Source organism: Kluyvera fluvialis (assembly GCF_059725275.1).
Map to the genome: position 1 here is coordinate 1,393,675 of NZ_AP046142.1, position 26,020 is coordinate 1,419,694.

21 protein-coding genes and 1 pseudogene are annotated in these 26,020 nt (G+C 53.8%); 17 read left to right on the forward strand and 5 right to left on the reverse strand.

All coding sequences use genetic code 11. The features are described from left to right. Window positions 1–11: 11 nt before the first annotated feature. The 6 genes from AC6I4B_RS06725 to pxpA all read left to right on the forward strand — a co-directional run bounded on the left by AC6I4B_RS06725 (window position 12) and on the right by pxpA (window position 6,004). Window positions 12–632: a YfgM family protein gene (locus AC6I4B_RS06725; protein ID WP_497770494.1), complete on the forward strand. Its 621-nt coding sequence runs from the start codon at window positions 12–14 to the stop codon at window positions 630–632. 10 nt (window positions 633–642) lie between these two features. Further along, window positions 643–1,821, forward strand: a complete 1,179-nt coding sequence (gene bamB / locus AC6I4B_RS06730; RefSeq protein WP_497770496.1) for an outer membrane protein assembly factor BamB — start codon at window positions 643–645, stop codon at window positions 1,819–1,821. Window positions 1,822–2,008: 187 nt separating this feature from the next. After that, the gene (gene der / locus AC6I4B_RS06735) at window positions 2,009–3,484 is read left to right on the forward strand and encodes a ribosome biogenesis GTPase Der (RefSeq protein ID WP_497770498.1); all 1,476 of its coding nucleotides are present in this window, start codon (window positions 2,009–2,011) and stop codon (window positions 3,482–3,484) included. 210 nt (window positions 3,485–3,694) lie between these two features. Then, entirely contained in the window at window positions 3,695–4,351 is a 657-nt protein-coding gene (gene pxpB, locus AC6I4B_RS06740; protein ID WP_497771975.1) for a 5-oxoprolinase subunit PxpB, read from the forward strand. After that, window positions 4,345–5,277 (forward strand): 5-oxoprolinase subunit PxpC, encoded by a 933-nt coding sequence (gene pxpC, locus AC6I4B_RS06745; RefSeq protein ID WP_497770500.1) that lies wholly within the window; start codon window positions 4,345–4,347, stop codon window positions 5,275–5,277. Before pxpB ends, pxpC begins: the two co-directional genes overlap by 7 nt. After that, complete coding sequence (gene pxpA / locus AC6I4B_RS06750) at window positions 5,267–6,004, forward strand: 5-oxoprolinase subunit PxpA (protein ID WP_497770501.1); 738 nt, start codon at window positions 5,267–5,269, stop codon at window positions 6,002–6,004. The genes pxpC and pxpA overlap by 11 nt, the downstream gene beginning before the upstream one ends. 32 nt (window positions 6,005–6,036) lie before the next feature. Here the strand turns inward: pxpA and AC6I4B_RS06755 are convergent, their stop codons facing one another. Then, window positions 6,037–6,585 carry a winged helix DNA-binding protein gene (locus AC6I4B_RS06755; protein ID WP_497770503.1) on the reverse strand — a complete coding sequence of 183 codons (549 nt, stop codon included), beginning with the start codon at window positions 6,583–6,585 and terminating at the stop codon, window positions 6,037–6,039. Between the two features lie 266 nt (window positions 6,586–6,851). Here AC6I4B_RS06755 and AC6I4B_RS06760 point away from each other — a divergent pair, with 266 nt between their 5' ends. The 8 genes from AC6I4B_RS06760 to AC6I4B_RS06795 all read left to right on the forward strand — a co-directional run bounded on the left by AC6I4B_RS06760 (window position 6,852) and on the right by AC6I4B_RS06795 (window position 14,294). Continuing rightward, on the forward strand, window positions 6,852–7,574 hold the full coding sequence (locus AC6I4B_RS06760) for a DUF969 domain-containing protein (protein WP_497770504.1): 723 nt from the start codon (window positions 6,852–6,854) through the stop codon (window positions 7,572–7,574). Then, window positions 7,571–8,557 carry a DUF979 domain-containing protein gene (locus tag AC6I4B_RS06765; RefSeq protein WP_497770506.1) on the forward strand — a complete coding sequence of 329 codons (987 nt, stop codon included), beginning with the start codon at window positions 7,571–7,573 and terminating at the stop codon, window positions 8,555–8,557. Before AC6I4B_RS06760 ends, AC6I4B_RS06765 begins: the two co-directional genes overlap by 4 nt. Before the next feature lie 26 nt (window positions 8,558–8,583). Then, entirely contained in the window at window positions 8,584–9,579 is a 996-nt protein-coding gene (locus AC6I4B_RS06770; protein WP_497770507.1) for a DUF2891 domain-containing protein, read from the forward strand. 173 nt (window positions 9,580–9,752) lie between these two features. Next, window positions 9,753–11,270, forward strand: coding sequence for a cyclic di-3',5'-guanosine monophosphate phosphodiesterase PdeG (pdeG, locus tag AC6I4B_RS06775; protein ID WP_497770509.1), 1,518 nt, complete (start codon window positions 9,753–9,755; stop codon window positions 11,268–11,270). 91 nt (window positions 11,271–11,361) lie between these two features. Beyond that, window positions 11,362–11,607 (forward strand): YmjA family protein, encoded by a 246-nt coding sequence (locus tag AC6I4B_RS06780; RefSeq protein ID WP_497770510.1) that lies wholly within the window; start codon window positions 11,362–11,364, stop codon window positions 11,605–11,607. A 55-nt stretch (window positions 11,608–11,662) separates the two neighbouring features. Next, the gene (gene metC / locus AC6I4B_RS06785) at window positions 11,663–12,844 is read left to right on the forward strand and encodes a cystathionine beta-lyase (protein WP_497771977.1); all 1,182 of its coding nucleotides are present in this window, start codon (window positions 11,663–11,665) and stop codon (window positions 12,842–12,844) included. A gap of 90 nt (window positions 12,845–12,934) precedes the next feature. Next, window positions 12,935–14,026: a Gfo/Idh/MocA family protein gene (locus AC6I4B_RS06790; protein ID WP_497770512.1), complete on the forward strand. Its 1,092-nt coding sequence runs from the start codon at window positions 12,935–12,937 to the stop codon at window positions 14,024–14,026. A 52-nt stretch (window positions 14,027–14,078) separates the two neighbouring features. Continuing rightward, window positions 14,079–14,294: a zinc ribbon domain-containing protein gene (locus tag AC6I4B_RS06795; RefSeq protein WP_497770513.1), complete on the forward strand. Its 216-nt coding sequence runs from the start codon at window positions 14,079–14,081 to the stop codon at window positions 14,292–14,294. Between the two features lie 64 nt (window positions 14,295–14,358). On the opposite strand, the gene xseA is transcribed toward AC6I4B_RS06795, so the two are convergent. Then, the gene (gene xseA, locus AC6I4B_RS06800) at window positions 14,359–15,732 is read right to left on the reverse strand and encodes an exodeoxyribonuclease VII large subunit (protein WP_497770515.1); all 1,374 of its coding nucleotides are present in this window, start codon (window positions 15,730–15,732) and stop codon (window positions 14,359–14,361) included. 160 nt (window positions 15,733–15,892) lie between these two features. Between xseA and guaB the strand changes: the two genes are divergently transcribed. Then, entirely contained in the window at window positions 15,893–17,359 is a 1,467-nt protein-coding gene (gene guaB / locus AC6I4B_RS06805; RefSeq protein WP_497770516.1) for an IMP dehydrogenase, read from the forward strand. Between the two features lie 181 nt (window positions 17,360–17,540). Beyond that, window positions 17,541–19,118, forward strand: a complete 1,578-nt coding sequence (gene guaA, locus AC6I4B_RS06810; protein ID WP_497770518.1) for a glutamine-hydrolyzing GMP synthase — start codon at window positions 17,541–17,543, stop codon at window positions 19,116–19,118. Window positions 19,119–19,561: 443 nt separating this feature from the next. Here the strand turns inward: guaA and AC6I4B_RS06815 are convergent, their stop codons facing one another. Beyond that, window positions 19,562–19,765 carry a YfgG family protein gene (locus AC6I4B_RS06815; protein ID WP_497770520.1) on the reverse strand — a complete coding sequence of 68 codons (204 nt, stop codon included), beginning with the start codon at window positions 19,763–19,765 and terminating at the stop codon, window positions 19,562–19,564. 351 nt (window positions 19,766–20,116) lie between these two features. On the opposite strand from AC6I4B_RS06815, the pseudogene AC6I4B_RS06820 reads away from it, so the two are divergent. Beyond that, window positions 20,117–22,399: pseudogene (locus tag AC6I4B_RS06820) on the forward strand (sensor domain-containing phosphodiesterase). Here AC6I4B_RS06820 and ppx read toward each other — a convergent pair. Then, window positions 22,352–23,899 carry an exopolyphosphatase gene (gene ppx / locus AC6I4B_RS06825; protein ID WP_497770522.1) on the reverse strand — a complete coding sequence of 516 codons (1,548 nt, stop codon included), beginning with the start codon at window positions 23,897–23,899 and terminating at the stop codon, window positions 22,352–22,354. The pseudogene AC6I4B_RS06820 and the gene ppx overlap by 48 nt on opposite strands. Window positions 23,900–23,902: 3 nt before the next feature. Then, window positions 23,903–25,963: a polyphosphate kinase 1 gene (ppk1, locus tag AC6I4B_RS06830; protein WP_497770523.1), complete on the reverse strand. Its 2,061-nt coding sequence runs from the start codon at window positions 25,961–25,963 to the stop codon at window positions 23,903–23,905. Window positions 25,964–26,020 lie beyond the last annotated feature (57 nt).

Below are 26,020 nucleotides of genomic sequence, written 5' to 3' on the forward strand. Positions count from 1 at the left end.
AGAAGGACTGCGTGGAAATTTACAATAACGAAAACGATCAGGTTGATGCGCTTAAAAGCTTCTTTGCCGAAAATGGCAAAGCACTGGCCGTTGGGGTAATTTTGGGGATCGGGGCGCTGGTTGGCTGGCGTTACTGGAACTCTCATCAGGTAGATACGGCGCGGGAATCTTCCGTGGCCTATGAAAATGCCGTTTCTTCTCTTCAATCAGGGAAACCAGAAGCGCTGGCCTCGGCGGAGAAATTTGCCGCAGAAACCAAAAACACCTACGGGGCGTTTGCGGCTCTGGAGCTGGCGCAGGCCTTTGTTGATAAAAACGACCTGGCTCAGGCGGAAAAACAGCTGCAACTAGGGCTGACCGCGGCATCTGATGATAATCTGAAGTCGGTTATCAGCCTGCGTCTGGCGCGTATTCAGCTGCAAATGAAGCAAGCTGATGCGGCGCTGAAAACGCTGGAAAGCGTGAAAGGCGAAGGTTGGACGGCAATTGTTGCTGATTTACGCGGGGAAATTCTGCTCAGTAAAGGTGACAAACAAGGTGCTCGTGCAGCGTGGGAAGCAGGCGCTAAGAGCGATGCATCGCCAGCGCTGAGCGAAATGATGCGCATGAAAATTAATAATTTGTCCATCTGAGAGGGACCCGATGCAATTGCGTAAATTACTTTTGCCAGGACTGCTTTCTGTCACTCTGTTGAGTGGTTGTTCGCTGTTTAGCGGTGAAGAAGACGTTGTTAAAATGTCTCCGCTGCCAACCGTAGAAAACCAGTTTACTCCGTCTACCGCATGGGATGTTTCCGTCGGCAGCGGGATTGGTGATTTCTACTCTAACTTGCATCCGGCCTACGCCGACAGCGTGGTATACGCAGCTGACCGTAAAGGCACTGTGAAAGCGGTCAACGCGGATGATGGGAAAGAAGTGTGGTCGGTGAATCTGGCTGAGAAAGACGGCTGGTTCTCGCGTAAACCGGCGTTGCTTTCCGGCGGCCTGACGGTTGCTGGCGGTCACGTGTACGTGGGCAGCGAAAAAGCGCAGGTTTATGCGCTGGATGCGGGCGACGGTTCTGTGGTTTGGCAGACCGCTGCGGCAGGTGAAGTGTTATCTCGCCCAACGGTGAGCGATGGCCTGGTGCTGGTTCACACCAGTAACGGTCAGCTACAAGCGCTGGACGAAAATAGCGGTGTCGTGAAGTGGACGGTGAACCTGGATATGCCAGCACTGTCTCTGCGCGGTGAATCGGCTCCTGCGGTAGCTTACGGCGCGGCGATTGTTGGCGGTGACAACGGTCGTGTGAGCGCGGTACTGATGCAGCAAGGCCAGATGATTTGGCAGCAGCGTATTTCTCAGGCGACCGGTACAACCGAAATTGACCGTCTGAGCGACGTGGATACTACGCCGATTATCGTCAACGGCGTGGTTTACACCCTGGCTTACAACGGCAATCTGACGGCGCTGGATCTGCGCAGCGGCCAGATTCTGTGGAAACGTGAGCTTGGCTCGGTGAATGATTTCATCGTTGATGGCAACCGTATCTATATCGTTGACCAGAATGACCGTGTTTTGGCGCTGACCATCGATGGCGGCGTGACGCTGTGGACACAAAGCGATCTGCAGCACCGTTTGCTGACTGCCCCTGCGCTGTATAATGGCAGCCTGGTGGTTGGTGACGCCGAAGGTTACATGCACTGGATTAACCCTGAAGATGGGCGCTTTATGGCTCAGCAGAAGGTTGACAGCGCAGGCTTCCTGACGGATCCGGTGGTTGCTGACGGCAAATTGCTGATTCAGGCGAAAGGCGGCACGGTCTACGCGATTACGCGTTAACGGCTGCGGTTGTTTCAGCGAAAAACGGCTCCTGTTCAGTCAGGGGCCGTTTGCTATTTTTATTATTACTGTTTTTGTGCCCGATGGCGCTTTGCTTATCGCGCCTACGGACTGTATGCAGGCCGGGTAAGCGTAGCGCTATCCGGCAACTGAATTGTCACAAATTTTGAGTATATGAGGCTTTAACATGGTACCTGTGGTCGCGCTTGTCGGGCGCCCTAATGTTGGAAAATCCACGCTCTTTAACCGCCTGACGCGCACTCGTGATGCGCTGGTTGCGGATTTCCCGGGTCTGACTCGTGACCGTAAGTACGGTCGTGCTGAAGTTGAAGGGCGTGAATTTATTTGTATCGATACCGGCGGTATCGACGGCACAGAAGAAGGCGTAGAAACGCGGATGGCGGAGCAGTCGCTGCTGGCGATTGAAGAAGCCGACGTTGTGCTGTTCATGGTCGATGCACGTGCAGGGCTGATGCCTGCCGACCAGGCTATCGCTAACCATCTGCGTTCGCGTGAAAAGCCAACCTTCCTGGTGGCGAACAAAACGGACGGTATCGACCCGGATCAAGCGGTTGCTGATTTCTGGTCATTAGGTCTGGGTGATATTCACCCGATTGCGGCCTCTCATGGTCGTGGCGTGACCAGCCTGCTGGAACAAGTTCTGCTGCCGTTTGTTGACGACGTTAACCCGCCGGAAGAAGTGGACGAAGACGCCGAATACTGGGCGCAGTTCGAAGCGGAAAATGGCGAAGGGAAAGAGGAGCCGGAAGACGACTTTAACCCACAAGATTTGCCAATCAAAATTGCTATCGTTGGCCGCCCGAACGTGGGTAAGTCAACGCTAACTAACCGTATTCTCGGTGAAGACCGCGTCGTGGTCTATGACATGCCGGGCACAACCCGTGACAGTATCTACATTCCGATGGAACGTGATGAGCGTGAATACGTCCTCATCGACACCGCTGGGGTGCGTAAACGCGGTAAAGTGACCGATACGGTAGAAAAATTCTCTGTTATCAAAACCTTGCAGGCTATTGAAGACGCTAACGTCTGCCTGTTGGTGATTGATGCGCGCGAAGGTATCTCCGACCAGGACTTGTCACTGCTAGGCTTCATCCTCAATAGTGGGCGCTCACTGGTTATCGTGGTCAACAAATGGGATGGCCTGAGCAATGAAGTGAGAGAGCAGGTTAAAGAGACGCTGGACTACCGTCTGGGCTTCATCGACTTTGCTCGCGTACACTTTATCTCCGCACTGCACGGCAGCGGCGTAGGTAACCTGTTCGAATCTATCCGTGAAGCGTATGACAGCTCAACCCGTCGTGTTGGGACAGCCATGCTGACGCGTATCATGACGATGGCGTCTGAAGATCACCAGCCACCGCTGGTTCGTGGTCGTCGCGTTAAGCTCAAGTATGCTCACGCCGGTGGTTACAACCCGCCGATTGTGGTTATCCACGGCAACCAGGTAAAAGACCTGCCGGATTCCTACAAACGTTATCTGATGAACTACTTCCGCAAATCGCTGGACGTTATGGGTACGCCTATCCGTATTCAGTTCAAAGAGGGGGAAAACCCGTATGCGAACAAACGCAATACGCTGACCCCAACGCAGATGCGTAAACGTAAGCGTCTGATTCAGCACATCAAGAAAAGCAAATAAGCGCTCTGACTGAGCGGCTAATCGCCGAAAATGCAAAACCCGCGTCATGCGGGTTTTTTTATGGCTTGCAGTTCACACAAGTAGCATCACGTTTGTCGAATAAAACGGAAGTGATTGACACTCATGCATTATTACTGAATTGTAAATGGAAATGGAGGTCAATTTAACATCAATGGGCCTCTGCAACCCAGCTTGAATAAAGGTGATGAAGTGCAGCGAGCGCGGTGTTATCTGTTAGGAGAAAGCGCGGTAGTTCTGGAACTGGAGCCGCCGCTCACCCTTGAAAGCCAGCAGCGAATTTGGGGGCTGGCGCAACGTCTGGCGGAAGAGCCAGAGGTGGTGGAAGTTATTCCGGGGATGAATAACATCACCGTTATGCTTGCCAATCCGGCGACGATGGCGCTGGATGCCATTGAGCGGTTACAGCGTTGGTGGGAAGAGAGTGAGGCGCTTACTCTGGCATCAAGGCTGGTTGAGATTCCGGTTATTTATGGCGGTACGCACGGCCCGGATCTGGCGGTCGTGGCGCGCCATACTGGCCTCAGCGAGCGCGAGGTGGTTGAACGCCACGCCAAGGCAGACTACATCACCTACTTTATTGGTTTTCAGCCTGGTTTCCCTTATCTCGGTGGACTTCCCGCAAGCCTGGCAACGCCTCGCCGCTCGGAGCCACGTCTTGAAGTCCCAGCCGGTTCTGTCGGAATTGGCGGCGGTCAAACGGGGATTTATCCGCTGCCAACGCCCGGTGGATGGCAAATTATTGGCCGCACCGATCTACGCTTATTTGACCCGCAGCGCCAGCCCGCCACGCTATTACAACCAGGGGATCGGGTACGTTTTGTGCCGTCTAAGGAGGGAGTGTGTTAGAGATTATTCGTGCCGGGATGAGTACCACGCTACAAGATGGTGGGCGACACGGGCTGCGTCAGTCGGGGATTAGCCGCTGTGGCGCAATGGATCCAACCGCGCTGCGGATTGCCAATTTACTGGTGGGGAATACCGCCGATAGTGCCGTGCTGGAAATGACGCTGGGGCAATGCAGTTTTGTTTTTCATCGCGATGGCTGGTTTGCCCTGACCGGCGCGGATTGCTCGGCTACGCTCGACGGGCAGCCGGTGTGGTCCGGTTGGCGCTGGCCGGTACGTGCGGGCCAACGCTTGAAACTGGCGCTACCGAAGCGTGGGATGCGTAGCTATCTGGCGGTAGCAGGCGGGTTTGATATCGCCAAAGTGATGGGTTCTTGTAGTACCGATTTGAAAGCCGGTTTTGGCGGTTTTGCCGGTCGAAGCCTGAAAGACGGCGACCGCCTGTCATTACGCCCCGCGACGCACGAATACCGCAAACCTCGCGGCGTGCGTCAATTGCAGTGGGGCAACCGCGTGCGCGCCCTGCCGGGGCCGGAATACCATGAGTTTTCCGCCGCCGCGAAGGAGTCATTCTGGCGCGCGCCCTGGAAGCTAAGCCCGCAGAGCAACCGCATGGGGTATCGGCTTCAGGGACAGGTGCTGGAACGCACGGAATCTCGCGAACTGTTTTCGCATGGCCTGCTCCCCGGCGTGGTGCAAGTGCCGCACAACGGTCAGCCAATCGTACTGATGAACGACGCGCAGACCACGGGCGGCTACCCGCGCATCGCCTGCGTCATTGAAGCTGATATGTATAATCTGGCACAGCTCAGGCTCGGTGAAACGGTGCATTTTGACCTCTGCACGCTGGAGGAGGCGCTGGCAGCGCGTACTCAGCAGCAACGTTATTTTGAACAACTGGAATGGCGGCTGAACGATGAAGATTGATTTAAATGCCGATCTCGGCGAAGGCTGCGGGAACGATAGCGCGCTGATGCCGCTGATTACCTCTGCCAATATTGCCTGTGGATTCCACGCGGGCGACGCCCAAACCATGCGTGAGAGCGTGCGCCTGGCTCTGCAATACGGCGTGGCTATTGGTGCTCATCCCAGCTTCCCCGATCGGGAAAACTTTGGTCGTACCGCGATGCAGCTTGCGCCGGATACGGTTTACGCCCAGATGCTGTACCAGATTGGCGCGCTGGCGGCGCTGGTACAGGCTGAAGGCGGTGTAATGACTCACGTTAAACCGCACGGAATGCTCTACAACCAGGCGGCGAAAGACGCGCCGTTGGCGGATGCCATCGCGCGGGCGGTTCATGCGGCTGATCCGGCGTTGATACTGGTTGGGCTAGCGGGCAGCGAGCTTATCCGCGCCGGTGAGCGGTACGGGCTGGCCACTCGGCAGGAGGTTTTTGCCGATCGCGGCTATCTGGCAGACGGTTCGCTGGTTCCTCGTAGTGAGGCGGGCGCGTTGATTGATGATGAAGATGACGCGGTGTCCCGCACGCTGGAGATGGTGCTGAACGGTCGGGTTCTGAGCCGGGAAGGGACGTGGGCGCAGGTCAATGCCCAGACGGTGTGCCTGCACGGTGACGGCGCGCAGGCGCTGGCGTTTGCTCGTCGGTTGCGCGAGTCGTTTGCTGCCCGGCAGATTGACGTGCGCGCCGACTAAGAGTCCTCACGCTCGCTGCGGCGAGCGGAGGGTTATAGCGATGCCGCTGCTCGCGCGGCGGTGTCGTACAGTGAAGAGATCGTGCGCAGCAACTGCGCGGTTTCGCCAATCGACTGCCCCGGAATACCGCTCTCCACCTGGATTGCAATCAGGCACGCCTCCCGCACATCGCGGTATTTCATACACAGCGCTTTCCCTTCTTCCGTGGTGAAGAAATAAAGCTCCTTACCCACTTTTTCGCTTGTGACATAGCCCGCTTTCACCAGCTTTTTCAGCGCATAGGTGACGACGTGGGTGTCCTCCACGTTCAGTACAAAGCAGATATCGACCAGTTTCTTTTTGCGATTGCGATGGTTGACGTGGTGCAAAAGCGAAACGTCAAACGCCCCCATATCCGGCTCGCCAGCGGCAGTCATGCAGCGCACCATCCATTTGTTGAAAGCGTTGCTGGTCATAATCAATGCGTACTCCAGCTCCGATAACTCCGCGCAGCGTTCGGAAACCAGGTGGCGTGAAGAGACGATTCGCCCTTCGTTGATATCGTCGCTATTTGTCGGTAATGCCGGTTTTTTTGAGGCCATAACTGTCCTTACGCAATTATGACTATTCGCAAAGAATGTAAATGAAAATCGATAATATAAGAACATTTTATTGATAAATCGTTTACATATTATCATCGTTCAGATATAGATTTTGAGTACAGACCTGTGACAAGTACGAAGATTTATAAGGTCTGACGCCACAACACAACATCGTTCGCCGCAATGCCACACGCTTCACCTCATGGGTGGAGAGATAAAAAAGAGCCTTCGGCGTGCAACGCACACTTTGGATAGGGTAAACGTTTATGGACGCTACTACACTGTTGCCGCTGGTCGGGATACCGATAGTGGTCATTGGCTTTGCGCTGCGCTTCAACCCACTGCTGGTGGTGGTTGTCGCCGGTCTCGCCACGGGGTTATTGGTTGGCATGGATTTCGGCATGTTGCTGGAAACCTTTGGCGAAAAGTTCGTCAATAGCCGCTCGCTGGCAACATTCATTTTGATTCTGCCGGTGATTGGCCTGCTGGAATATTACGGTCTAAAAGAGCGCGCACAGGCGTGGGTGGCGAAAATCGCCAGCGCCACCTCAGCGCGTATTTTGATGCTCTACTTTGTGGCGCGTGAGGGGACTGCCGCACTGGGGCTGATGTCGCTTGGCGGCCACGCACAGACCGTTCGCCCACTGCTGGCTCCGATGGCAGAGGGCGCGGCGCTGAACGAGTACGGCGAATTGCCGCAGCATATTCGCGATAAAATCAAAGCCCATGCCGCCGCTTGCGACAACATCGCGGTGTTCTTTGGCGAGGATATTTTTATCGCCTTCGGTGCGGTACTGCTGATTGACGCCTTCCTCAAAGAGAACGGTATTACGGGCATTGAGCCGCTGCACATCGGCCTGTGGGCCATTCCTACCGCTATTTCTGCTCTGATCATCCATATGATTCGGCTGCTGCGTCTTGATGCCAGCATCCGTCATGACGTGATGGCATGGAAAAATAGCCAGGGTGTGCAGGAGGTGATGCCATGAGCACACTTATCACCATCAACCGCGTGTACTACCTGATTGGCTTTGTCGTGATGCTGTTGGTCATTATGACGCTCCGCGATCGCGGTAACCCTAAGCGCTTCACCACCGCGCTGTTTTGGTTCCTGTTCGGCGGGATTTTCCTGTTTGGCGACCTGATGGTACAGGAGCTGGGGAAATCGCTGGCTTACCGGATTATCGGGGGCGGCGTGATTGCCATTGCGCTGCTGGCAGGCTGTGGTCTGGTTGGTAAAGGCCATTACGCCATGTCGAGTGAGAGTGAGCGCGTTGCCTCATCAAACCGCCTGAAAAACTGGCTTTTCCTACCGGCGCTGATGATTCCGCTGGTGACGGTGATTGGCACTCTGTTCCTGAAAGGTGTGTCGATTGGCGGTGTTTATCTGCTGGATCAAAAACAGCTCACCCTGGCGGCGCTGTGCGTGGCCTGTGTCGCGGCGATCCTCACCGGCTGGTGGCTGACGCGCGGCACACCGTTGCACGCGATTCGTCAGTCTCGCCGCCTGGTGGACACTATCGGTTGGGCGGTGATCTTGCCGCAAATGCTCGCCATGCTGGGCGGCGTATTTGTGGTAGCGAATACCGGGCAGTCAGTGCAAAAGGTAGTGAGCCTGTTTGTGAACCCCGATAACCGCTTCATGCTGGTGGTGATTTACTGCGTGGGCATGGCGCTGTTTACCATGATCATGGGGAACGCTTTTGCCGCGTTTCCGGTATTAAGTGCCGGTATTGCGCTGCCGTTCCTGATAAACCTTCATCACGGCAATCCTGCGCCGTTGCTGGCGATTGGGATGTATGCCGGTTACTGCGGCACGTTGATGACACCGATGGCGGCGAACTTCAATATCGTGCCCGCTGCGCTACTGGAGCTAAAAGATAAATATCAGGTGATTAAGGTTCAAATCCCTACGGCGCTGCCGCTGCTGGTAGTGAACGTCTTTTTAATGTACTTCCTCGTGTTTCGCTAAGCGCGGTGACTTTTTCAGGAGCTGTTATGGAATTAACGCAACATCAGGCTGACGCCTTTGCCCGTATGCCCTTGACCTATTTGCGCCAGGAATATCCTAACCACATCATGCATTTGCTCAATGATTATGGCGATGTCCTGCCGCCCCGCGCGCTGCATCCGATTTTTTATGGCTGCTTTGACTGGCACTCGGCGGTGCACGGTTACTGGCTGCTGCTGCGCTGCGTGCGCTTGTACCCAGAATTGTCATGCCGCGATGAGATTATCGCGCTGTTTGACGAGCATATCACCGAGCAAAACGTGGCGCAGGAACTGGCCTATTTTAACGCCCCGTTCCGCGCCTCGTTTGAGCGCCCATATGGTTACGGCTGGCTGTTGGCGCTGGCGCAAGAGCTTAAACAATCCTCTCTGCCGCAGGCCGCGCACTGGTCTCAACTGCTAGAGCCGCTAACTCAGGATATTCGCGCCAGACTTATCGACTACCTCAGCAAGCTGACTTATCCCATCCGAGTGGGCACTCACTACAACACTGCTTTTGCGCTGGCGCTGGGGCTGGATTATGCCCGTGCACGGCAAGATACCGCCCTTGAAGGGGCGATTCTGGATGCGACCCATCGCTTTTATCTCACCGACACGCACTATCCGGCGCACTATGAGCCAGGCGGCGATGAGTATATTTCAGGGGCGCTCACCGAAGCGCTACTGATGAGCAAAGTGGCGCTCGATTTTCCTGCGTGGTTTGACGCCTTCCTGCCGGATGTGGCCTCAGTCTCAGCGCTGATGAACCCGGCTGAAGTGAGTGACCGCACCGACCCGAAAATCGCCCATCTTGATGGCCTGAACCTCAGCCGCGCCTGGTGTATGAAGCATATCGCCCGCGCGTTACCGGTGGGCCACGCAGCGCAAAAACCGTTGAGCGATGCCGTCGCGCGCCATCTGGCGGCAAGCGTAGAGCACGTAGTGGGCAGTCACTACAGCGGAGGCCACTGGCTGGCTAGCTTCGCGCTGCTGGCACTGGAGTAAAAACCAAACGCACTTCGGGCCTGCCGGAGTGCGTTTATTCCGTGTGAGAAATAAGCAAAATGTCATTGGGTAAATGGCTATTTCTGGGTCTGTCTACCATGCTCTCTTTATTCGCCCATCCGAGCGAATAGATGCCAGCAGAAAGCGAGAATGCCTTTCGCCCAGGACACGATATGCGCCATGTACTTCTCCCCGTTATCGCCGCTGTATGCTTTTTCACCACCGGCGTTTTTATTCTGAATACACAGCTTTGGTTCTCTTCCCGCGCGGAAAGCCTCAGTGGTGCTCGATACGCAGCCAATACGATTAATCGTATTCTTGATGAAGCCGCGAACGCGACCAAAACCGCGACTCTCACCGCACAAGGGCGCTGTGATATGGCAGGCCAATACCGCCTTGGCACTGAAGCCGCATTGCAGCCGCATTTGCGGACTATCGTGATTGTGAAAAAGGACGCGGTCTGGTGCTCGTCATTGCCTGGCAACCACATCCTGCTGGTGCAAATTCCACCGATATTGAATAACCATTTATTGCTTATCCCCGCGAGAGCGACGCTAAACAAGCAACCGGTTCTCATCTACAACACCACATTTGCCGATAGTCGGATTCTGGTTACGATTAGCGATCAGCATATTCGGGGTGCGCTTAGCGTGCGGTTGAAGGGCGTGAACTACGCATTACGGGTGGCGGATTCGGTGATTGGCTTGTCGGGAGATGTGACGGGGGCAAGCGAGAAATACACCGGTCTGGTTGGCTCGGCGCAATATCCTTTTAGCATCGTTTACACCCCGCCGCCGCTATTTAGCATCCAGAGAATGATTGATCATGGCTTGGGTATTCTGCTTTTTATCGTGTTGCTCTGTGCCGTGATGGCCTATGTGCTGGATAAGTATTTGAATAAGAACGTTACGCCGGAGGAGATGCTGCGCCGGGCCATTTATAACGGCGAGATAGTGCCTTTCTACCAGATGGTGGTAAACGGCAGGGAGGAGACGCTGCGCGGCGTTGAGGTGCTGGCGCGCTGGAAACACCCCCGCGCGGGCTATATTTCCCCCGCGTCGTTTATCCCGGTGGCTGAAAAGTCGGGGCTGATTGTGCCGCTGACGCGAAGCCTGATGTCACAGGTTGCCGTCCATATGAACGCCATCGACAGTAAGCTGCCAGAGGGTTTTCATGTGGGGATAAATTTCAGCGCTTCGCATATCAGCAATCATGACTTTGTCGATGAATGTCTGCAATTTAAAGCGCGCTTCAACCGCAAGGATCTCAATCTGGTGCTGGAAGTGACGGAGCGCGAACCACTGCATGTGGATGAAGAACTGGTACAGAAATTGAACCTACTGCATGAAAGCGGCTTTGTGATTGCGTTGGATGATTTTGGTACGGGGTATTCAGGGCTTTCTTATCTCCATGATTTACATATCGATTATATCAAGATAGATCAGAGTTTTGTGGCGAGAGTGAATGCTGACCCAGACTCTACCCGAATTTTAGACTGTGTGTTGGATCTCGCCCGCAGGCTTTCGCTCAGTATTGTGGCTGAAGGGGTTGAAACAAAAGAACAGCTCGACTACCTCAACAAAAACAATATCACCTTCCAGCAGGGGTACTATTTCTATAAACCGGTGAAATTCACCGAACTGGTGAAAATCCTGCTGGCAAAACCGAAAGTGAAGGTGAGGGTGGAATAAATCAGCTATCCATAAGAAAACGCACGTTGACCTTGCGGCGCTAAACGTAGGATAGTCACCGTTTTGCTGGTATTAATCTCAGGAGCTGTCTATGACTAACGAAATCCCGCTGAAATATTATGACATTGTCGATGAATACTCGACGGAAACCGCCCAGGCGGTAAGCGAGGCTGAACGTGACGCGTTGGCGCACTATTTTCAGTTGCTGATTACTCGCTTAATGAATAACGAAGAGATCAGCGAAGAAGCGCAGGGCGAGATGGCCGTTGAAGCGGGTATCAAAGCGCAGCGCATTGATGATATCGCCGAATTTCTCAACCAATGGGGCAACGAATAGCGCTTATTTGCCGTATTTCGCGTTGGCATGGCCGCTGAAAATTTCGAGGTAAATGATGAGTCATCGCTCCACATCTGATTTTAATCTCAGCACGCAAATGACCCAACTGGGCAGGGATACCTCCCAACAGGCGGGTTTTGTCAATGCCCCAGTTTATCGGGGTTCCACGGTGGTGTTTCCAACGGTTGACGACCTGGAGCATAAACGCGCCGATTTCAGCTACGGGACGATGGGGACGCCAACCATCGCCAGCCTGGAAAATGCCTGGACCGAGCTTGCGGGCGCCGCCGGAACGGTGCTGTCACCGTCTGGCCTTGGGGCGGTTTCACTGGCGCTATTGACCACCCTGAAGTCCGGCGATCACCTGTTGATGCCCGACAGCGTCTACCGGCCTACGCGCAATTTCTGCGCCGGGATGCTGGCTAAAATGGGTATTGAAACCACCTATTACGACCCGCTGATGGGCGCGGATATCGCGACGCTTTTCCGCGCCAATACCACCACGTTGTTTCTGGAGTCGCCCGGCTCGCAGAGCTTTGAGATTCAGGACGTTCCGGCGATGACTCAAGCGGCGAAAAAGCAGGGGATTGCGACTATTCTCGACAATACGTGGGCGACACCGATTTTCTTCCGCGCTCATGAGCATGGCTGTGATCTCTCGCTTGAGGCGGGCACGAAATATCTTGGCGGTCATTCCGACCTGTTAATGGGGCTGGTGTCCGCGAACGATGCGTGGTGGCCTCAGCTTCGTAAAACGTATGATTTGATGGCGATGCTGCCCGGCGCGGAAGATTGTTTCCTCGCACTGCGCGGGCTGCGCACCATGCACCTGCGTTTAAAAGAGGCTGAAAAGCGCGGTCTGGAAATGGCGCACTGGCTGCAAGCGCGCCCAGAAGTATTAAAAGTGCTGCATCCCGCGCTGCCAGAATGCCCAGGACATGAGATTTGGAAGCGGGATTTCCGTGGCTCATCAGGGCTGTTCTCGCTGGTGCTCAGGCCTGAGTACAACAAAGCGGGCGTGGTGCAGATGCTGGATCATATGCGCATTTTTGCCATGGGTTACTCGTGGGGCGGCTTTGAAAGCCTGATTATACCGTTCAACTGTGCGGATTATCGCACCGCAACCAACTGGCAGCCGGGTGGCCTGACGCTGCGCATCCAGATGGGGCTGGAAGACATGGATGACCTGAAAGCCGATTTAGCCGCTGGTTTTGACCGTTTGCGCTCCGTTTTATAAAACCGATAGGCCATCGCGCGCAATATCTCGCGATGGCGCTTCTCGCATAATGACGCCGAATACTATTTCCTTTCAGATGAGTCGGACACGATGAATATTGGATTTATCGGCCTGGGTGCGGTGGTTGAAACGGCGTATCTTCCCGCAATACAGCGGCTGGCATTACCGGTAGCGGCGTGCTGGGGGGATGACCTTAACGCCCAGCGTGCGCTGCCTGGCGTTACGCGCTGTGAGTCTCTTGCCGCGCTGTTGGCGCAACCTATCGACACGGTGTTTATCACGACGGCGTCGCTGCAACATCTGCCGGTGCTGGAACTTGCGCTGGCGTCAAACATCCCACGGATTGTGGTAGAGAAACCCATCGCCGCCACGCTGGCGCAACTAAGCCGTCTGCGCCAATTGCTCGCCAGGCCGGAAAACGCGCGTCGTGTACTGGCGCTGGATCACTGGATGGCACGTGATGGCGCGCTGTGCCTGGCGCAAGGGAAAATGGACTCTCGCTGGCTGGCGGCACATCACGACACACTCACCCAGCCACCGGTGACGGCGCTGAATGATATTGTCGGCATTGATGGTTTCTTGCTGGAGCCGAGCGGATTTAACGCTGCCGGTGAACCTATCGCACTCAATTTTGCTACCGGAGAGCCGGATACTCGCCAGTTACGCCACCCTGACGGCGTGATTTTGGATATCGGTTGCCATGTGTTGGCGATGATGCGGGAAACGGTGCGCTATCTTGGCGGTAGTGACCACTTGCAACTGCGTGTGGTGCAGGCAAAAGACCGGCTGGGGCGGCCGATTGCCATTGGCGATAGGGACACTGCGGAAGGTGAGGCGCATCTGCAAGGCTCCTTTGGCGCAATTCCGGTGAACCTGTGGCTGAATAAATACGCCGGGCCGGGCGTTGAGCACAAGGGAATACGTATTTATCTGCGTGATGGGCGAATCCTCAGCCAGAAGCGCGAAGGCAGCGGGGAATGTGTCGAGCTGATTACCGGCGAAACAACCCTGAGCTGGACGCGATCCGGTGCTATTTATGCGCATTGTCTGGGGGAACAGATCCTCGGTGCTGATAATCTGTTTGCTCGCGCGCCGGATGAAGTGGCGAAACTGACCCAGCGGCGCATTGCTGAGGTTGAGCTGTTATTGCAGCTTCAGCAGCAGCTACGCGGCGCACACTGAATGGTAGAGGCATGATAAACTGACGTTATCTGCACTGATTTAAGGAGCCGTTATGGAGTTTACCTGCCCAAGCTGCCAGGCGTCACTGGATGTCCAGGCTAACAGCGCACATTGTGCCCACTGCGAGAAAGATTTTACCGTTGAGGCGCGCTGCCCGGAATGCCATAAACCGCTGGAAGTATTAAAAGCCTGCGGGGCAGTGGATTATTTTTGCCAGAACGGCCACGGATTAATTTCGAAAAAGCGCGTTGAGTTTGCTGCGCTGTAAACCTTGATGACAGGCCCGAGATGCGTTGCGCTATCGGGCCATTACTGTCTTGTTGCTGCGGGGGTTATACCGCTTTTTTCTTGCGCGTTTTCTTCACTGGCGTTACGCCTTTCACTTCACTTTCAACCCAGCCGTCTGCCAGCCGGGTGGTGAGCATTTCACCGGCCTTCACCTGTTTTGTTTGTTTCAGCACTTTGCCGTCGCCTGCGGTCGTCACGCTGTAGCCCCGTGCCAGTGTTGCCAGCGGGCTAACCGCTTCCAGATGAGTCACCGCATTACCGAAACGCTCGCGCTGCTCGCTGAGGCGGGTGCGCAGGCTTTCTGCCAGCCGGTACTCTAGCTGCTGAATGCGCGTTTGCGCACGATGAATGCGCGGCTGCGGATTGTGCTGATTAAGGCGTTGAAGCGTGCGTTGCTGGCGCTGATTAGCCTGTTTCATTTGGTTATCGAGCGCCACACTCATCCGCTGGCGTAGCCGTTCCAGCACCGTTTGCTGGCGCGCCAGACGCAATTGCGGGTGCTGTTGCTGCAAGCGGTGGAACACCTGCGTAAAGCGGCGGCTGCGGTTTGCGAGGTAGTAATCCATCGCCATGCCAAGACGCTGCTGGGCTGATTGCACCTGGCGCAGCAACTCCAGTTGATTACGGCTGACAATTTCGGCGGCGGCTGATGGCGTAGGCGCGCGCAGGTCAGCAACAAAATCGGCGATGGTGACGTCGGTTTCATGGCCTACGGCGCTAACAACAGGAATGCGGCTGGCAAAAATGGCCCGTGCCACACGCTCATCGTTAAAGCTCCACAAATCCTCCAGTGAGCCGCCGCCGCGCCCGACAATTAACACGTCGCACTCGCTGCGCGCATTCGCAAGCTCAATGGCCCGGACAATCTGCCCCGGAGCGTCGTCGCCCTGAACTGCCGTCGGGTAGATAATCACCGGCAGCGACGGATCGCGGCGTTTTAATACGTGGAGGATATCGTGCAGCGCGGCCCCAGTTTTTGAGGTAATCACCCCGACACAGTGCGCGGGGGAGGGCAGCGGTTGCTTAAACTGCTGGTCAAACAGCCCTTCGGCCTGAAGCGCGGCTTTTAGCTGTTCATACTTCTGCTGTAACAGGCCTTCGCCCGCAGGTTGCATACTTTCGACGATAATTTGGTAGTCGCCGCGCGGTTCATACAGCGTGATATTGGCGCGCACCAACACCTGCTGCCCATGCTGTGGGCGGAAGGTGACACGGCGGTTGCTGTTGCGGAACATTGCGCAGCGCACCTGAGCGGTATCGTCTTTTAAGGTGAAGTACCAGTGCCCGGAAGAGGGCTGGGTGAAGTTAGAAATCTCGCCGCTAATCCACACTTGCCCCATCTCTTGCTCGAGCAGTAAACGCACCGTCTGGTTCAGGCGGCTAACGGTAAAAATTGCAGGGCTTTGCGAAGGTAACATGTGAGCGGGATCAAATTCTAAATCAGCAGGTTATTCAGTCGATAGTAACCTGCCGAGGAGCGATCGCAAGCATTTTTTGTAAAAAAGTGTAGATGCAATCGCTTACGCTCTGTATAATGCCGCGGCAATATTTATTAACCACCCAGGTGAGATATTGCCCATGCTACGTATCGCAAAAGAAGCCCTGACGTTTGACGACGTTCTCCTTGTTCCCGCTCATTCTACCGTTCTGCCGAACACGGCTGACCTCAGCACTCAGCTGACTAAAACCATTCGTTTGAACATTCCTATGCTCTCTGCGGCAATGGATACCGTGACTGAAGCGCGCCTTGCAATTGCACTGGCACAGGAAGGCGGCATCGGTTTTATCCACAAAAACATGTCTATTGAGCGCCAGGCTGAAGAAGTTAAGCGCGTGAAGAAACACGAATCTGGCGTGGTGACTGACCCACAGACCGTCCTGCCGACGACAACTCTGCAAGAAGTAAAAGCGCTGACCGAGCGTAACGGCTTTGCGGGCTATCCTGTAGTGACCGAAGACAACGAGCTGGTGGGTATCATCACCGGGCGTGACGTGCGTTTCGTAACAGATCTGAGCCAGCCAGTGAGCGTTTACATGACGCCGAAAGAGCGTCTGGTCACGGTTCGCGAAGGCGAATCCCGTGAAGTTGTATTTGCGAAAATGCATGAACGTCGCGTAGAAAAAGCGCTGGTGGTTGATGATAGCTTCCACCTGCTGGGCATGATTACCGTTAAAGACTTCAAAAAAGCAGAACGTAAACCGAACGCTTGTAAAGACGAGAAAGGCCGTCTGCGTGTTGGCGCTGCGGTAGGTGCGGGCGCGGGCAACGAAGAACGTGTTGATGCGTTGGTCGCTGCCGGTGTTGACGTGCTGCTGATTGACTCCTCTCACGGCCATTCCGAAGGCGTGCTGCAACGTATTCGCGAAACCCGTGCTAAATACCCAGACCTGCAAATCATCGGCGGTAACGTGGCAACGGGCGCAGGCGCTCGCGCGCTGGCAGACGCTGGTTGCAGCGCCGTTAAAGTCGGTATCGGCCCTGGCTCCATCTGTACGACTCGTATCGTAACGGGTGTGGGCGTTCCGCAGATTACCGCTGTGTCTGACGCCGTTGAAGCGCTGGAAGGCATGGGGATTCCGGTTATTGCTGACGGCGGTATCCGTTTCTCCGGCGATATCGCTAAAGCGATTGCCGCAGGTGCTTCTGCTGTGATGGTCGGCTCTATGCTGGCGGGTACTGAAGAATCCCCGGGTGAAATCGAACTTTACCAGGGCCGTTCTTACAAATCTTACCGTGGTATGGGCTCCCTGGGCGCGATGTCCAAAGGCTCTTCTGACCGTTACTTCCAGAGCGATAACGCCGCTGACAAACTGGTACCTGAAGGTATCGAAGGTCGCGTTGCGTACAAAGGCCGCCTGAAAGAGATCATTCATCAGCAGATGGGCGGCCTGCGCTCCTGTATGGGTCTGACCGGCTGTGGTACTATTGACCTGCTGCGTACGAAAGCTGAATTTGTACGTATCAGCGGTGCAGGTATCCAGGAAAGCCACGTTCACGACGTGACCATCACCAAAGAGTCCCCGAACTACCGTCTGGGCTCCTGATAATTTTCCGCGTCCAATCCCTATACTCTATGGATTTTGAGTTGCAGGAAGGCGGCAAGTCCACGAGTCTCCGGGAACATACCGGGATGAGTGGACACAGCCAACGCCCCTGCAACTTGGAAAACGACAAGTATAACCGGGCGTTTTGTTATTGTTTCACTTGCCTCGGAATTATCGTCAAATGACAGACAATATTCATAAACATCGCATTCTTATCCTCGATTTTGGGTCGCAGTACACTCAGTTAGTTGCACGTCGCGTGCGTGAACTGGGCGTGTATTGTGAACTGTGGGCATGGGATGTTACTGAAGCACAAATCCGTGAGTTCAATCCGAGCGGTATCATTCTCTCCGGTGGGCCGGAAAGCACCACCGAAGACAACAGCCCACGCGCGCCAGAGTACGTATTCGAAGCCGGTGTTCCGGTGTTCGGCGTATGCTACGGTATGCAAACCATGGCAATGCAGCTTGGCGGCCATGTAGAAAGCTCCAGCGAGCGTGAATTTGGCTATGCGCAGGTTGAAGTGCAAACCGACAGCGCGCTGATTCGCGGCATCGAAGATGCGCTGACCGCAGACGGTAAACCGCTGCTGGACGTGTGGATGAGCCACGGCGACAAAGTGACCGCTATCCCGTCTGGCTTCGTGACCGTTGCCAGCACCGAAACCTGTCCGTTCGCCATTATGGCTAACGAAGAAAAACGCTTCTACGGCGTGCAGTTCCACCCGGAAGTGACTCACACCCGCCAGGGCCTGCGTATGCTGGAGCGTTTTGTACGCGACATCTGCCAGTGTGAAGCGTTGTGGACGCCAGAAAAAATTATCGATGACGCTGTTGCTCGTATCCGCGAACAGGTTGGCGACGATAAAGTGATCCTCGGCCTGTCCGGCGGCGTTGACTCCTCCGTGACTGCAATGCTGCTGCACCGCGCTATCGGCAAAAACCTGACCTGCGTCTTTGTCGATAACGGTCTGCTGCGTCTGAACGAAGCTCAGCAAGTGATGGACATGTTCGGTGACCATTTCGGTCTGAACATTATTCACGTTGAAGGCGAAAAACGCTTCCTCGATGCGCTGGCGGGTGAAAACGACCCAGAAGCAAAACGCAAAATTATTGGCCGCGTGTTCGTTGAAGTGTTCGACGAAGAAGCGCTGAAGCTGGAAGATGTGAAATGGCTGGCGCAGGGCACTATCTACCCTGACGTTATCGAATCTGCCGCTTCTGCGACCGGTAAAGCACACGTCATCAAATCTCACCACAATGTGGGCGGCTTGCCGAAAGAGATGAAGATGGGGCTGGTGGAGCCTCTGCGTGAACTGTTCAAAGATGAAGTTCGTAAAATTGGTCTGGAGCTGGGCCTGCCGTACGACATGCTGTACCGCCATCCGTTCCCAGGCCCAGGTCTTGGCGTTCGTGTGCTGGGCGAAGTGAAGAAAGAGTACTGCGACCTGCTGCGTCGTGCCGATGCTATCTTCATCGAAGAACTGCACAAAGCTGACCTGTACAACAAAGTGAGCCAGGCGTTCACCGTGTTCCTGCCGGTTCGCTCTGTTGGCGTTATGGGCGATGGCCGTAAGTACGACTGGGTTGTTTCCCTGCGTGCTGTTGAAACCATCGACTTTATGACCGCGCATTGGGCGCACCTGCCGTATGATTTCTTAGGCCGAGTGTCCAACCGTATCATCAATGAAGTGAATGGTATTTCTCGCGTGGTGTATGACATCAGCGGCAAACCGCCAGCGACGATCGAGTGGGAATAATTCCTCTCTTGTAGCAATACCAGAAAGCCCTCTACCATACAGAGGGCTTTTTTATGGAAATACCCAATGCTTGGGCCAATTAGCCAGGGGTGGTTTTTTATTCGCAGACGCGTCTGGCCTTAGATAATCATATGAAGCTGCTAATGCCTGTATTTTATTCTTTGTGAAATTTTAAATTAATAGATATTTATTATATAAATTTTTTATTTTTTAAAGTTTGAATAGATAGGTTGTCGCTAAATTAGCGGTAGTTTGGGCTTATTATCATTTTTGCAGATATTATAATTAATAAATTCAATGAATGTATTTGGCCATCAGAAGAGCACAATGCTAAAAATGGCAGAGTATTATGATCCAGAACCCTTACCGAATGGTTAAACATGATGTTGTTAACCATTCGGTAAGGATTCTTGGGATAGAAAATGTCAGGGGGGGAGGGACGATTAACGATTGTCGCTTTGCGTAGGGGGCGTTTGTTGCGGCTGGCTGCTCTGCTGGGATTCTTTCTTGTCCTGGTGGTGATACCACGCACCGATAGAAGAGTAGACGAAGCGTCCAAAGAAGAAGAGGAAACTGATAAACAAGATGATACGGATCATTCGGCTGTTAAATCTGTGCCGTTTTCGTAGGCTGGTAACCTGGCTCACAAAGGGGTCCTTTAGCGATACCCATAGACGGGCGATTGCTACATTAAGGCACAGAGTGGTGCGGGGGTCAATTGTGGTGAATGTAAAAAATCGTCAGACAAAACATTAATTAATGTTATGTAAGGTATTATTCGTATTCACAAACATATAGATGAATCTGCGAAAGCGGTAAAAATAACGATTTATTATTTTTATGTGCTTTATTTCTTGACTCACGTCAAATTTCATTTGAAGCTGATAACTAGAATCTCTCGCCTGACCCGCGAATTATCTTATTTCGCGGATTTCTGAGCCAGGTTGGATGCCTGTCTGAAAATACCCAGCAGGATTTGGGGCATCCGTTGAGCATCTATGAACGTTCATAAACTATATAGAAAATATCGCGATTGTTGGTGGGGACTTCCCCTGATATTGCCACTCCTGGCGTTACCAATTATAAAAATTGCTAATACATATACGTATGTTGGGGGCGACAAAACTTATCTTTATAATCTGCCTCTGCCTTTCATACTCTGCATGATGCTATTTTTTGGCTGGAAAGCGCTGCCGGGTCTTATCATGGGGATTGGGTGCTATCTCACGAGAGATTTTCACCTTGCCGAGAAATTTGGCATGACCTTGCAATACCTCATTCCTACCATTGTGTCATGGGGTGGCTATCAGTACTTCAACCACCAGCGATGGATGGTGTCGCACGGCGATACCCGGCTAATGGCTTATCGGCTGTTGTGGCAAATGTTTGTCCCTGCGACCTTATTTCTCGGTCTGATTCAGGTGACGGTGTATATCGGTTTATATCCAAGCCTGGGAAACCGTGGGTGGGTATCACCGCTGACGCAGCGTAACTTGATTAACTATCAGTCTTTACTGATGGGCTATCTGACAGGCGTACCGCTGTGCTACTTACTGATTCGACTCATTCGTAACCCATTCTACTTCCGTGGTTTTTTATCGCAGGTGCGACGTGATTTTGATCCGAAGGTAAAATGGCCGGAGATGGCGGTCTGGAGCGGCGTTGTTATCGGAATATTTTCGATGCTGATGATGCCGTTGACCAAAGCCAGCACCATTTTTAGCACCAATTACACTATCTCATTACTGCTGCCAGTCATGCTGTGGGGAGCCATGCGCTTCGGCTACCGCTTTATTTCGCTAGTCTGGACATTAATGCTGATTGTCGCCATTCGCTACCATTATCACTATGTCCCGGTCAGCGAGGGATATAGCGTTCAGCTGGCGATCACCTCATCCAGCTATCTGGTGTTTTCTTTTATTATCGCCTACATGGCTACGCTCTCTAGCCGCCAACGGGCTATCCACGAACGGGTACAGCGGCTGGCGTTTATTGACCCTGTGGTGAGGCTGCCGAATATGCGCGCGCTGAACCGAGCGGTGAATAAAATGCCGTGGTCGGTGCTGTGCTTCCTGAGGATGCCGGATCTCGACGTGCTCATGCGGCATTACGGTGTCATGCTGCGTATTCACTACAAGCAGAATCTGGCGAAGTATCTTAGTGAAAGCCTGCATCCTGACGAGTTTGTGTACCAACTTGCGGGCAGCGACCTGGCCGTGCTGCTACATACTGAGTCTTACAAGCAGCGCGTTGAGGCACTTTTTGCGCAAGCCAGGCAGTTTCGCTATAGCTGGAACGGGATGCCGCTACAGCCACAGGTCGGTGTGAGCTACTGCTATATTCACTCCCCGATGCCGCATTTGCCGCTGATGTTAGGCGAGCTGAACACGGCGGCAGAGCTATCGCTGGCTACCAATCGCCCGGAAAACCTGCAACGCCGTGGCGCGTAGTATATGCAGCAGGAGCTAAAAGACAAAATTGCGATGATGGTGCGGGTACAACAGGCGCTAGAGAACGACAGTTTTTGCCTGATGGCGCAGCCGATTGTCGGTGTTCGTGGCGATGATTATCACGAAGTGCTGTTGCGAATGGTGGGGGATGACGGTGAACTGATTTCACCGATGCTTTTTTTACCGGTGGCGCATGAGTTTGGTATGGCTTCACGTATCGACCTGTGGGTGTTGAAAAACACGTTACGCTTTATGGAAAGCCGCCGCGAGAGCAATCCAGGGATGCGCCTGGCATTGAATCTTTCACCGTTAACCGCCAGTGGACTAGGATTTTCCGCTCAGGTTGCAACGTTATTGCAGGAGCATGGTATCGAAGCATGGCAACTGGTGCTGGAAGTCACCGAAAGCCACTCGCTGATTAATCCCGAGCTGGCGCAGCGCACGCTACGCGAGCTACAAGAGTTGGGTTGTCGGGTGGCAATTGATGATTTCGGTACGGGCTATGCCAGCTATGCACGGCTCAAACATGTGAATGCAGATATTCTCAAAATCGACGGTAGCTTTATTCGTAATATTGCGACCAGCAGCCTGGACTACCAGATTGTTTCGTCTATCTGTCATTTGGCGCGAATGAAAAGAATGCGGGTCGTGGCGGAGTATGTCGAGACAGAGGAAATTCGCGCGGCGGCGATCGCTTTGGGGATTGATTATTTGCAGGGGTTTCTCATTGGCAAGCCAGCCCCCCTGGAGGAGCTGGCGGTTTTAGAGCCGAGTGCTGATGAATCAGGCTGCAACAACCTCGTCGGGCGCACTCTCCTCGGTGATTTTTAACAGCCAGCCAGTGACGTTTTCCCAGTACTGCTGCTCTTTTTCTAAATCGAGCAGCACCAGCGCATTCTGGCTAAACCAGCCGTGCGGGAAGCACAGCGTCCAGTGGTTGGCTTCGGTTTTCAGTGTCAGCGTCGGTGGTGTCGTCGTCGCCTGACGCTGATTATTCAGCAGCACACCCAGGCGTAATAGCTGGATCATCGGCAAGAACTGCTTTTTCTTAAACAGCGTAAAGCGCGGCAGCTCATCGAGCTTAATCGCTTTACGATGGAAGCGTACCAGTGTCGCCATCAGGTATTGTTGCTCCTGATTAAAGCCCGGCAGATCACTGTTTTGCAGAATATAGGCCGAGTGGCGATGCATCCCGCTATGGTTAATACTCAGGCCGACTTCATGCAGCATTGACGCCCATTTCAACAGCGCATTCAACTGTGGGTTACCCAGTTTAGGATTCTGCTCCAGCCACTGATCGTACATCTGCATGGTCGTTTCCAGCACGCGCTGAGCCTGTTCGCGGTCGATGTGATACTGGTTTGCCAGGCTTTGTGCGGTACGGCTGCGGACGTCCTGATGACGGAAGCGGCCTTCCATTTCATACAACACGCCTTCACGCAGTGCACCGTCGGACAGACGCAGTTCTTTAATCGCCAGCGCATCAAATACACCGCAAAGAATCGCCAGCCCTGGAATAAATACGCCTTTGCGTTCTTCCGACAGGCCAGGCAGGCTGAGTGCGCTGAAGTTTTTGCACTTCAGGACTTCTTCAACCAGCATCTCAAGGCGCTCAGGGGTAATGAAACCGTCTTTCTCGCCCATTTCGACCAGCACTTCATGTGCGGCTTTAATCGTGCCGGACGCGCCCATCGCAACGTTCCAGCCCTGAATACGGTACTGCCATGCCAACGTTTCCAGTTTTTGCACCGCCGCAAGGCGCGCGCGCTGGAAATTCTCGCGGTTAATCGTCCCGCCTGGGAAGAACTGTTGGCCGAAACTGACGCAGCCCATACGGCGGCTTTCTACCAGCTTAGGCTCAAAATCTTCACCAATCACCAGCTCCGTCGAGCCGCCGCCGATATCAATCACCAGCTTGCGACCTTTTTCCGGCTGCGTGTGTTCAACGCCCATAAAAATCAGACGTGCTTCCTCATTCCCGGAGATGATTTCAATCGGGTAGGGGATAACTTTTTCCGCGCGCGTCAGAAATTCTCTGGCGTTAGCGGCCTGACGTAACGAGTGCGTACCCACGATACACACGCTGGATGCGGAGAACCCCTGTAAGCGTTCTGCAAATAGCGACAGGCAGCTTAGCCCGCGCTCCATGGCCTCTTCGCTCAGCATGTTGTTTTCATCCAGGCCATCGGCCAGATGAACGCGTTGTTTCAGACGGCCAATAATCTGCATTGCGCCGTCAACTACGCGCGCGATGACCATATGAAAACTGTTCGAACCGAGATCAACCGCCGCAAACTCCTGCGGTCGGGGTGCTTTGCTTTTTATTGGCATAGGTTAGTCAGGTTGTTCAAGTGATTTGATGTAATCGTAGATCGCCTGTTGTGCGCGAACTTTGCGTCGATTGCCGCGCGGAACATAGCGATTACTCAGTTCTTTATCAATAAAGCGGGCTTTCACCGTGTCGCTGAACAGAATATCAATAATATCGAGGATCCGTTGTTTAAGGCGCGGGTCGAGCAGCGGCGTCGCGACTTCAATACGGTAATCGATATTACGGGTCATCCAGTCTGCGGAGGAGAGATACACGCGTTTATCGCCGCCGTTTTCAAAAATATAGACTCTGTCGTGCTCAAGGAAACGGTCAACGATGCTGATCACGCGGATATTATCACTGATCCCGTCAAGATCGGGAATCAGAGAACACATTCCACGGATCAGGAGATTCACCTGCACGCCGGAACTGGAGGCGGCATACAGACGATCGACCAGGCCTTTATCCACAAGGTTATTGAGTTTCAACGTGATCCCCGCCGCCTGCCCATTTTGTGCGTTGGCTATCTCGCGGTCGATCATCTCGTACAGCAGTCGGCGGGAGTTTTGCGGCGACACCAGCAGATAGTCGAAGGTCACCGGTCGGTACGGGTTCTCAATAAAGTTGAATACTCGACGCACTTCGTTGGTAATACGCGCATCGGCGGTAATCAGCGAGTAGTCGGTATAAATACGCGCGGTTTTTTCGTTAAAGTTACCAGTACCGATATGCGCATAACGCACCACATCGTCGCCTTCTTTACGCGAAATCAGGAACAGCTTGGCGTGAATTTTCAGCCCCGGCGCGGAGAAAATAACATGTACGCCAGCCTCAGTAAGGCGTCGCGCCCAGTGGATATTCGCCTCTTCATCGAAGCGCGCCTGTAGCTCGACGACCACCGTAACTTTTTTGCCGTTGTGCGCGGCATGAATCATCGCATCAATAATGCGTGAGTCTTTCGCCACGCGATAAATATTGATTTTGATGGCCAGTACGCTGGGGTCAAATGAGGCCTGGCGCAGCAGCTCCAGCACGTGCTCAAAGGTGTGATACGGATAGTAGAGCAGCACATCGCGTTCGCGGATGGCATCGAAGCCGTTACGGAATTTATCAAACCAGATATGGCGCAGGCGCGGCATCGGTTTATTGACCAGATTGGCTTTGCCCACGTTCGGGAAGCCGATGAAGTCTTTAAAGTTATGATAACGACCACCGGGCACAATCGAGTCGTAGCGAGAAATCGTCAGCTTTTTGCGCAGCATTTCCACCATCGCGTCTGGCATATCACGCTGATAAACAAAGCGTACTGGCTCTGCGGTGAGTCGCTGTTTCAGGCTGGAGGACATCAGCTCCATCAGGCTCGATTCCATTTCGTGCACCAGATCATACTCGGCGTCACGGGTCATTTTCATCGAGTAAGCATTGAGGGCGTCGTAATCGAAGAAGCCTTTGAAAATATCGTCCAGGCAGTAGCGCAGAATGTTATCCAACAGGATCATTGGCTTGCGACGGCGCGGGGTTTCTGGCGGCAGGTTGACGAAGCGCGGGACTTTGTCCGAGGGAATTTCCAGCAGCGCGTAATTGGTTTCATCGCCGCGAATAATTTCCACCGCCAGATAGGTGTAATCGTCTTTCAGGAACTGCACCAGGTCTGTTTCCCGATTCAGCAGAATCGGGGTAATGTGCTGGCGCAAATGCTGTTTAAAGTAGTGACGTAGCCAGCTTTGCTGGTTTACGGACAGTTGGCGTTCGTTAATCAGGAAGATTTGGTTGCGGGCCATTTCCAGCAACAGCTCATTATACAGGCTATCAAATTCCTGATCGGCCTTGAGTACACGAGCTTGAATCTTGCTCAGCAGGTGACGGGAATGCGTGGTCGTGCCCTGTTCTTCGCTGATAATGATACGGCGCTTAAGCTCGGCGAAGCGGACTTTGTAGAATTCGTCCAGGTTATTGGAGTAGATCCCCAGAAAACGCATACGCTCAATCAGCGGATTGGTTTTATCTGCCGCTTCCTGGAGGACACGCTCGTTGAATGACAACCAGCTCAGCTCTTTTTCGATGTACAGTTTTTCCTGACCCATTACTACTCACACTCCGGTTAATTCACGGGACGCGGCAAAGTCGTCTCACTATTTATA

Excerpts from the sequence above, each read along its gene's own strand:
- bamB (WP_497770496.1), top strand. The coding sequence starts at position 643 with ATGCAATTGCGTAAATTACTTTTGCCAGGACTGCTTTCTGTCACTCTG.
- der (WP_497770498.1), top strand. The coding sequence starts at position 2,009 with ATGGTACCTGTGGTCGCGCTTGTCGGGCGCCCTAATGTTGGAAAATCC.
- pxpA (WP_497770501.1), top strand. The coding sequence starts at position 5,267 with ATGAAGATTGATTTAAATGCCGATCTCGGCGAAGGCTGCGGGAACGAT.
- AC6I4B_RS06755 (WP_497770503.1), bottom strand. The coding sequence starts at position 6,585 with ATGGCCTCAAAAAAACCGGCATTACCGACAAATAGCGACGATATCAAC.
- AC6I4B_RS06760 (WP_497770504.1), top strand. The coding sequence starts at position 6,852 with ATGGACGCTACTACACTGTTGCCGCTGGTCGGGATACCGATAGTGGTC.
- AC6I4B_RS06765 (WP_497770506.1), top strand. The coding sequence starts at position 7,571 with ATGAGCACACTTATCACCATCAACCGCGTGTACTACCTGATTGGCTTT.
- AC6I4B_RS06770 (WP_497770507.1), top strand. The coding sequence starts at position 8,584 with ATGGAATTAACGCAACATCAGGCTGACGCCTTTGCCCGTATGCCCTTG.
- pdeG (WP_497770509.1), top strand. The coding sequence starts at position 9,753 with ATGCGCCATGTACTTCTCCCCGTTATCGCCGCTGTATGCTTTTTCACC.
- AC6I4B_RS06780 (WP_497770510.1), top strand. The coding sequence starts at position 11,362 with ATGACTAACGAAATCCCGCTGAAATATTATGACATTGTCGATGAATAC.
- metC (WP_497771977.1), top strand. The coding sequence starts at position 11,663 with ATGAGTCATCGCTCCACATCTGATTTTAATCTCAGCACGCAAATGACC.
- AC6I4B_RS06790 (WP_497770512.1), top strand. The coding sequence starts at position 12,935 with ATGAATATTGGATTTATCGGCCTGGGTGCGGTGGTTGAAACGGCGTAT.
- AC6I4B_RS06795 (WP_497770513.1), top strand. The coding sequence starts at position 14,079 with ATGGAGTTTACCTGCCCAAGCTGCCAGGCGTCACTGGATGTCCAGGCT.
- xseA (WP_497770515.1), bottom strand. The coding sequence starts at position 15,732 with ATGTTACCTTCGCAAAGCCCTGCAATTTTTACCGTTAGCCGCCTGAAC.
- guaB (WP_497770516.1), top strand. The coding sequence starts at position 15,893 with ATGCTACGTATCGCAAAAGAAGCCCTGACGTTTGACGACGTTCTCCTT.
- guaA (WP_497770518.1), top strand. The coding sequence starts at position 17,541 with ATGACAGACAATATTCATAAACATCGCATTCTTATCCTCGATTTTGGG.
- ppx (WP_497770522.1), bottom strand. The coding sequence starts at position 23,899 with ATGCCAATAAAAAGCAAAGCACCCCGACCGCAGGAGTTTGCGGCGGTT.
- ppk1 (WP_497770523.1), bottom strand. The coding sequence starts at position 25,963 with ATGGGTCAGGAAAAACTGTACATCGAAAAAGAGCTGAGCTGGTTGTCA.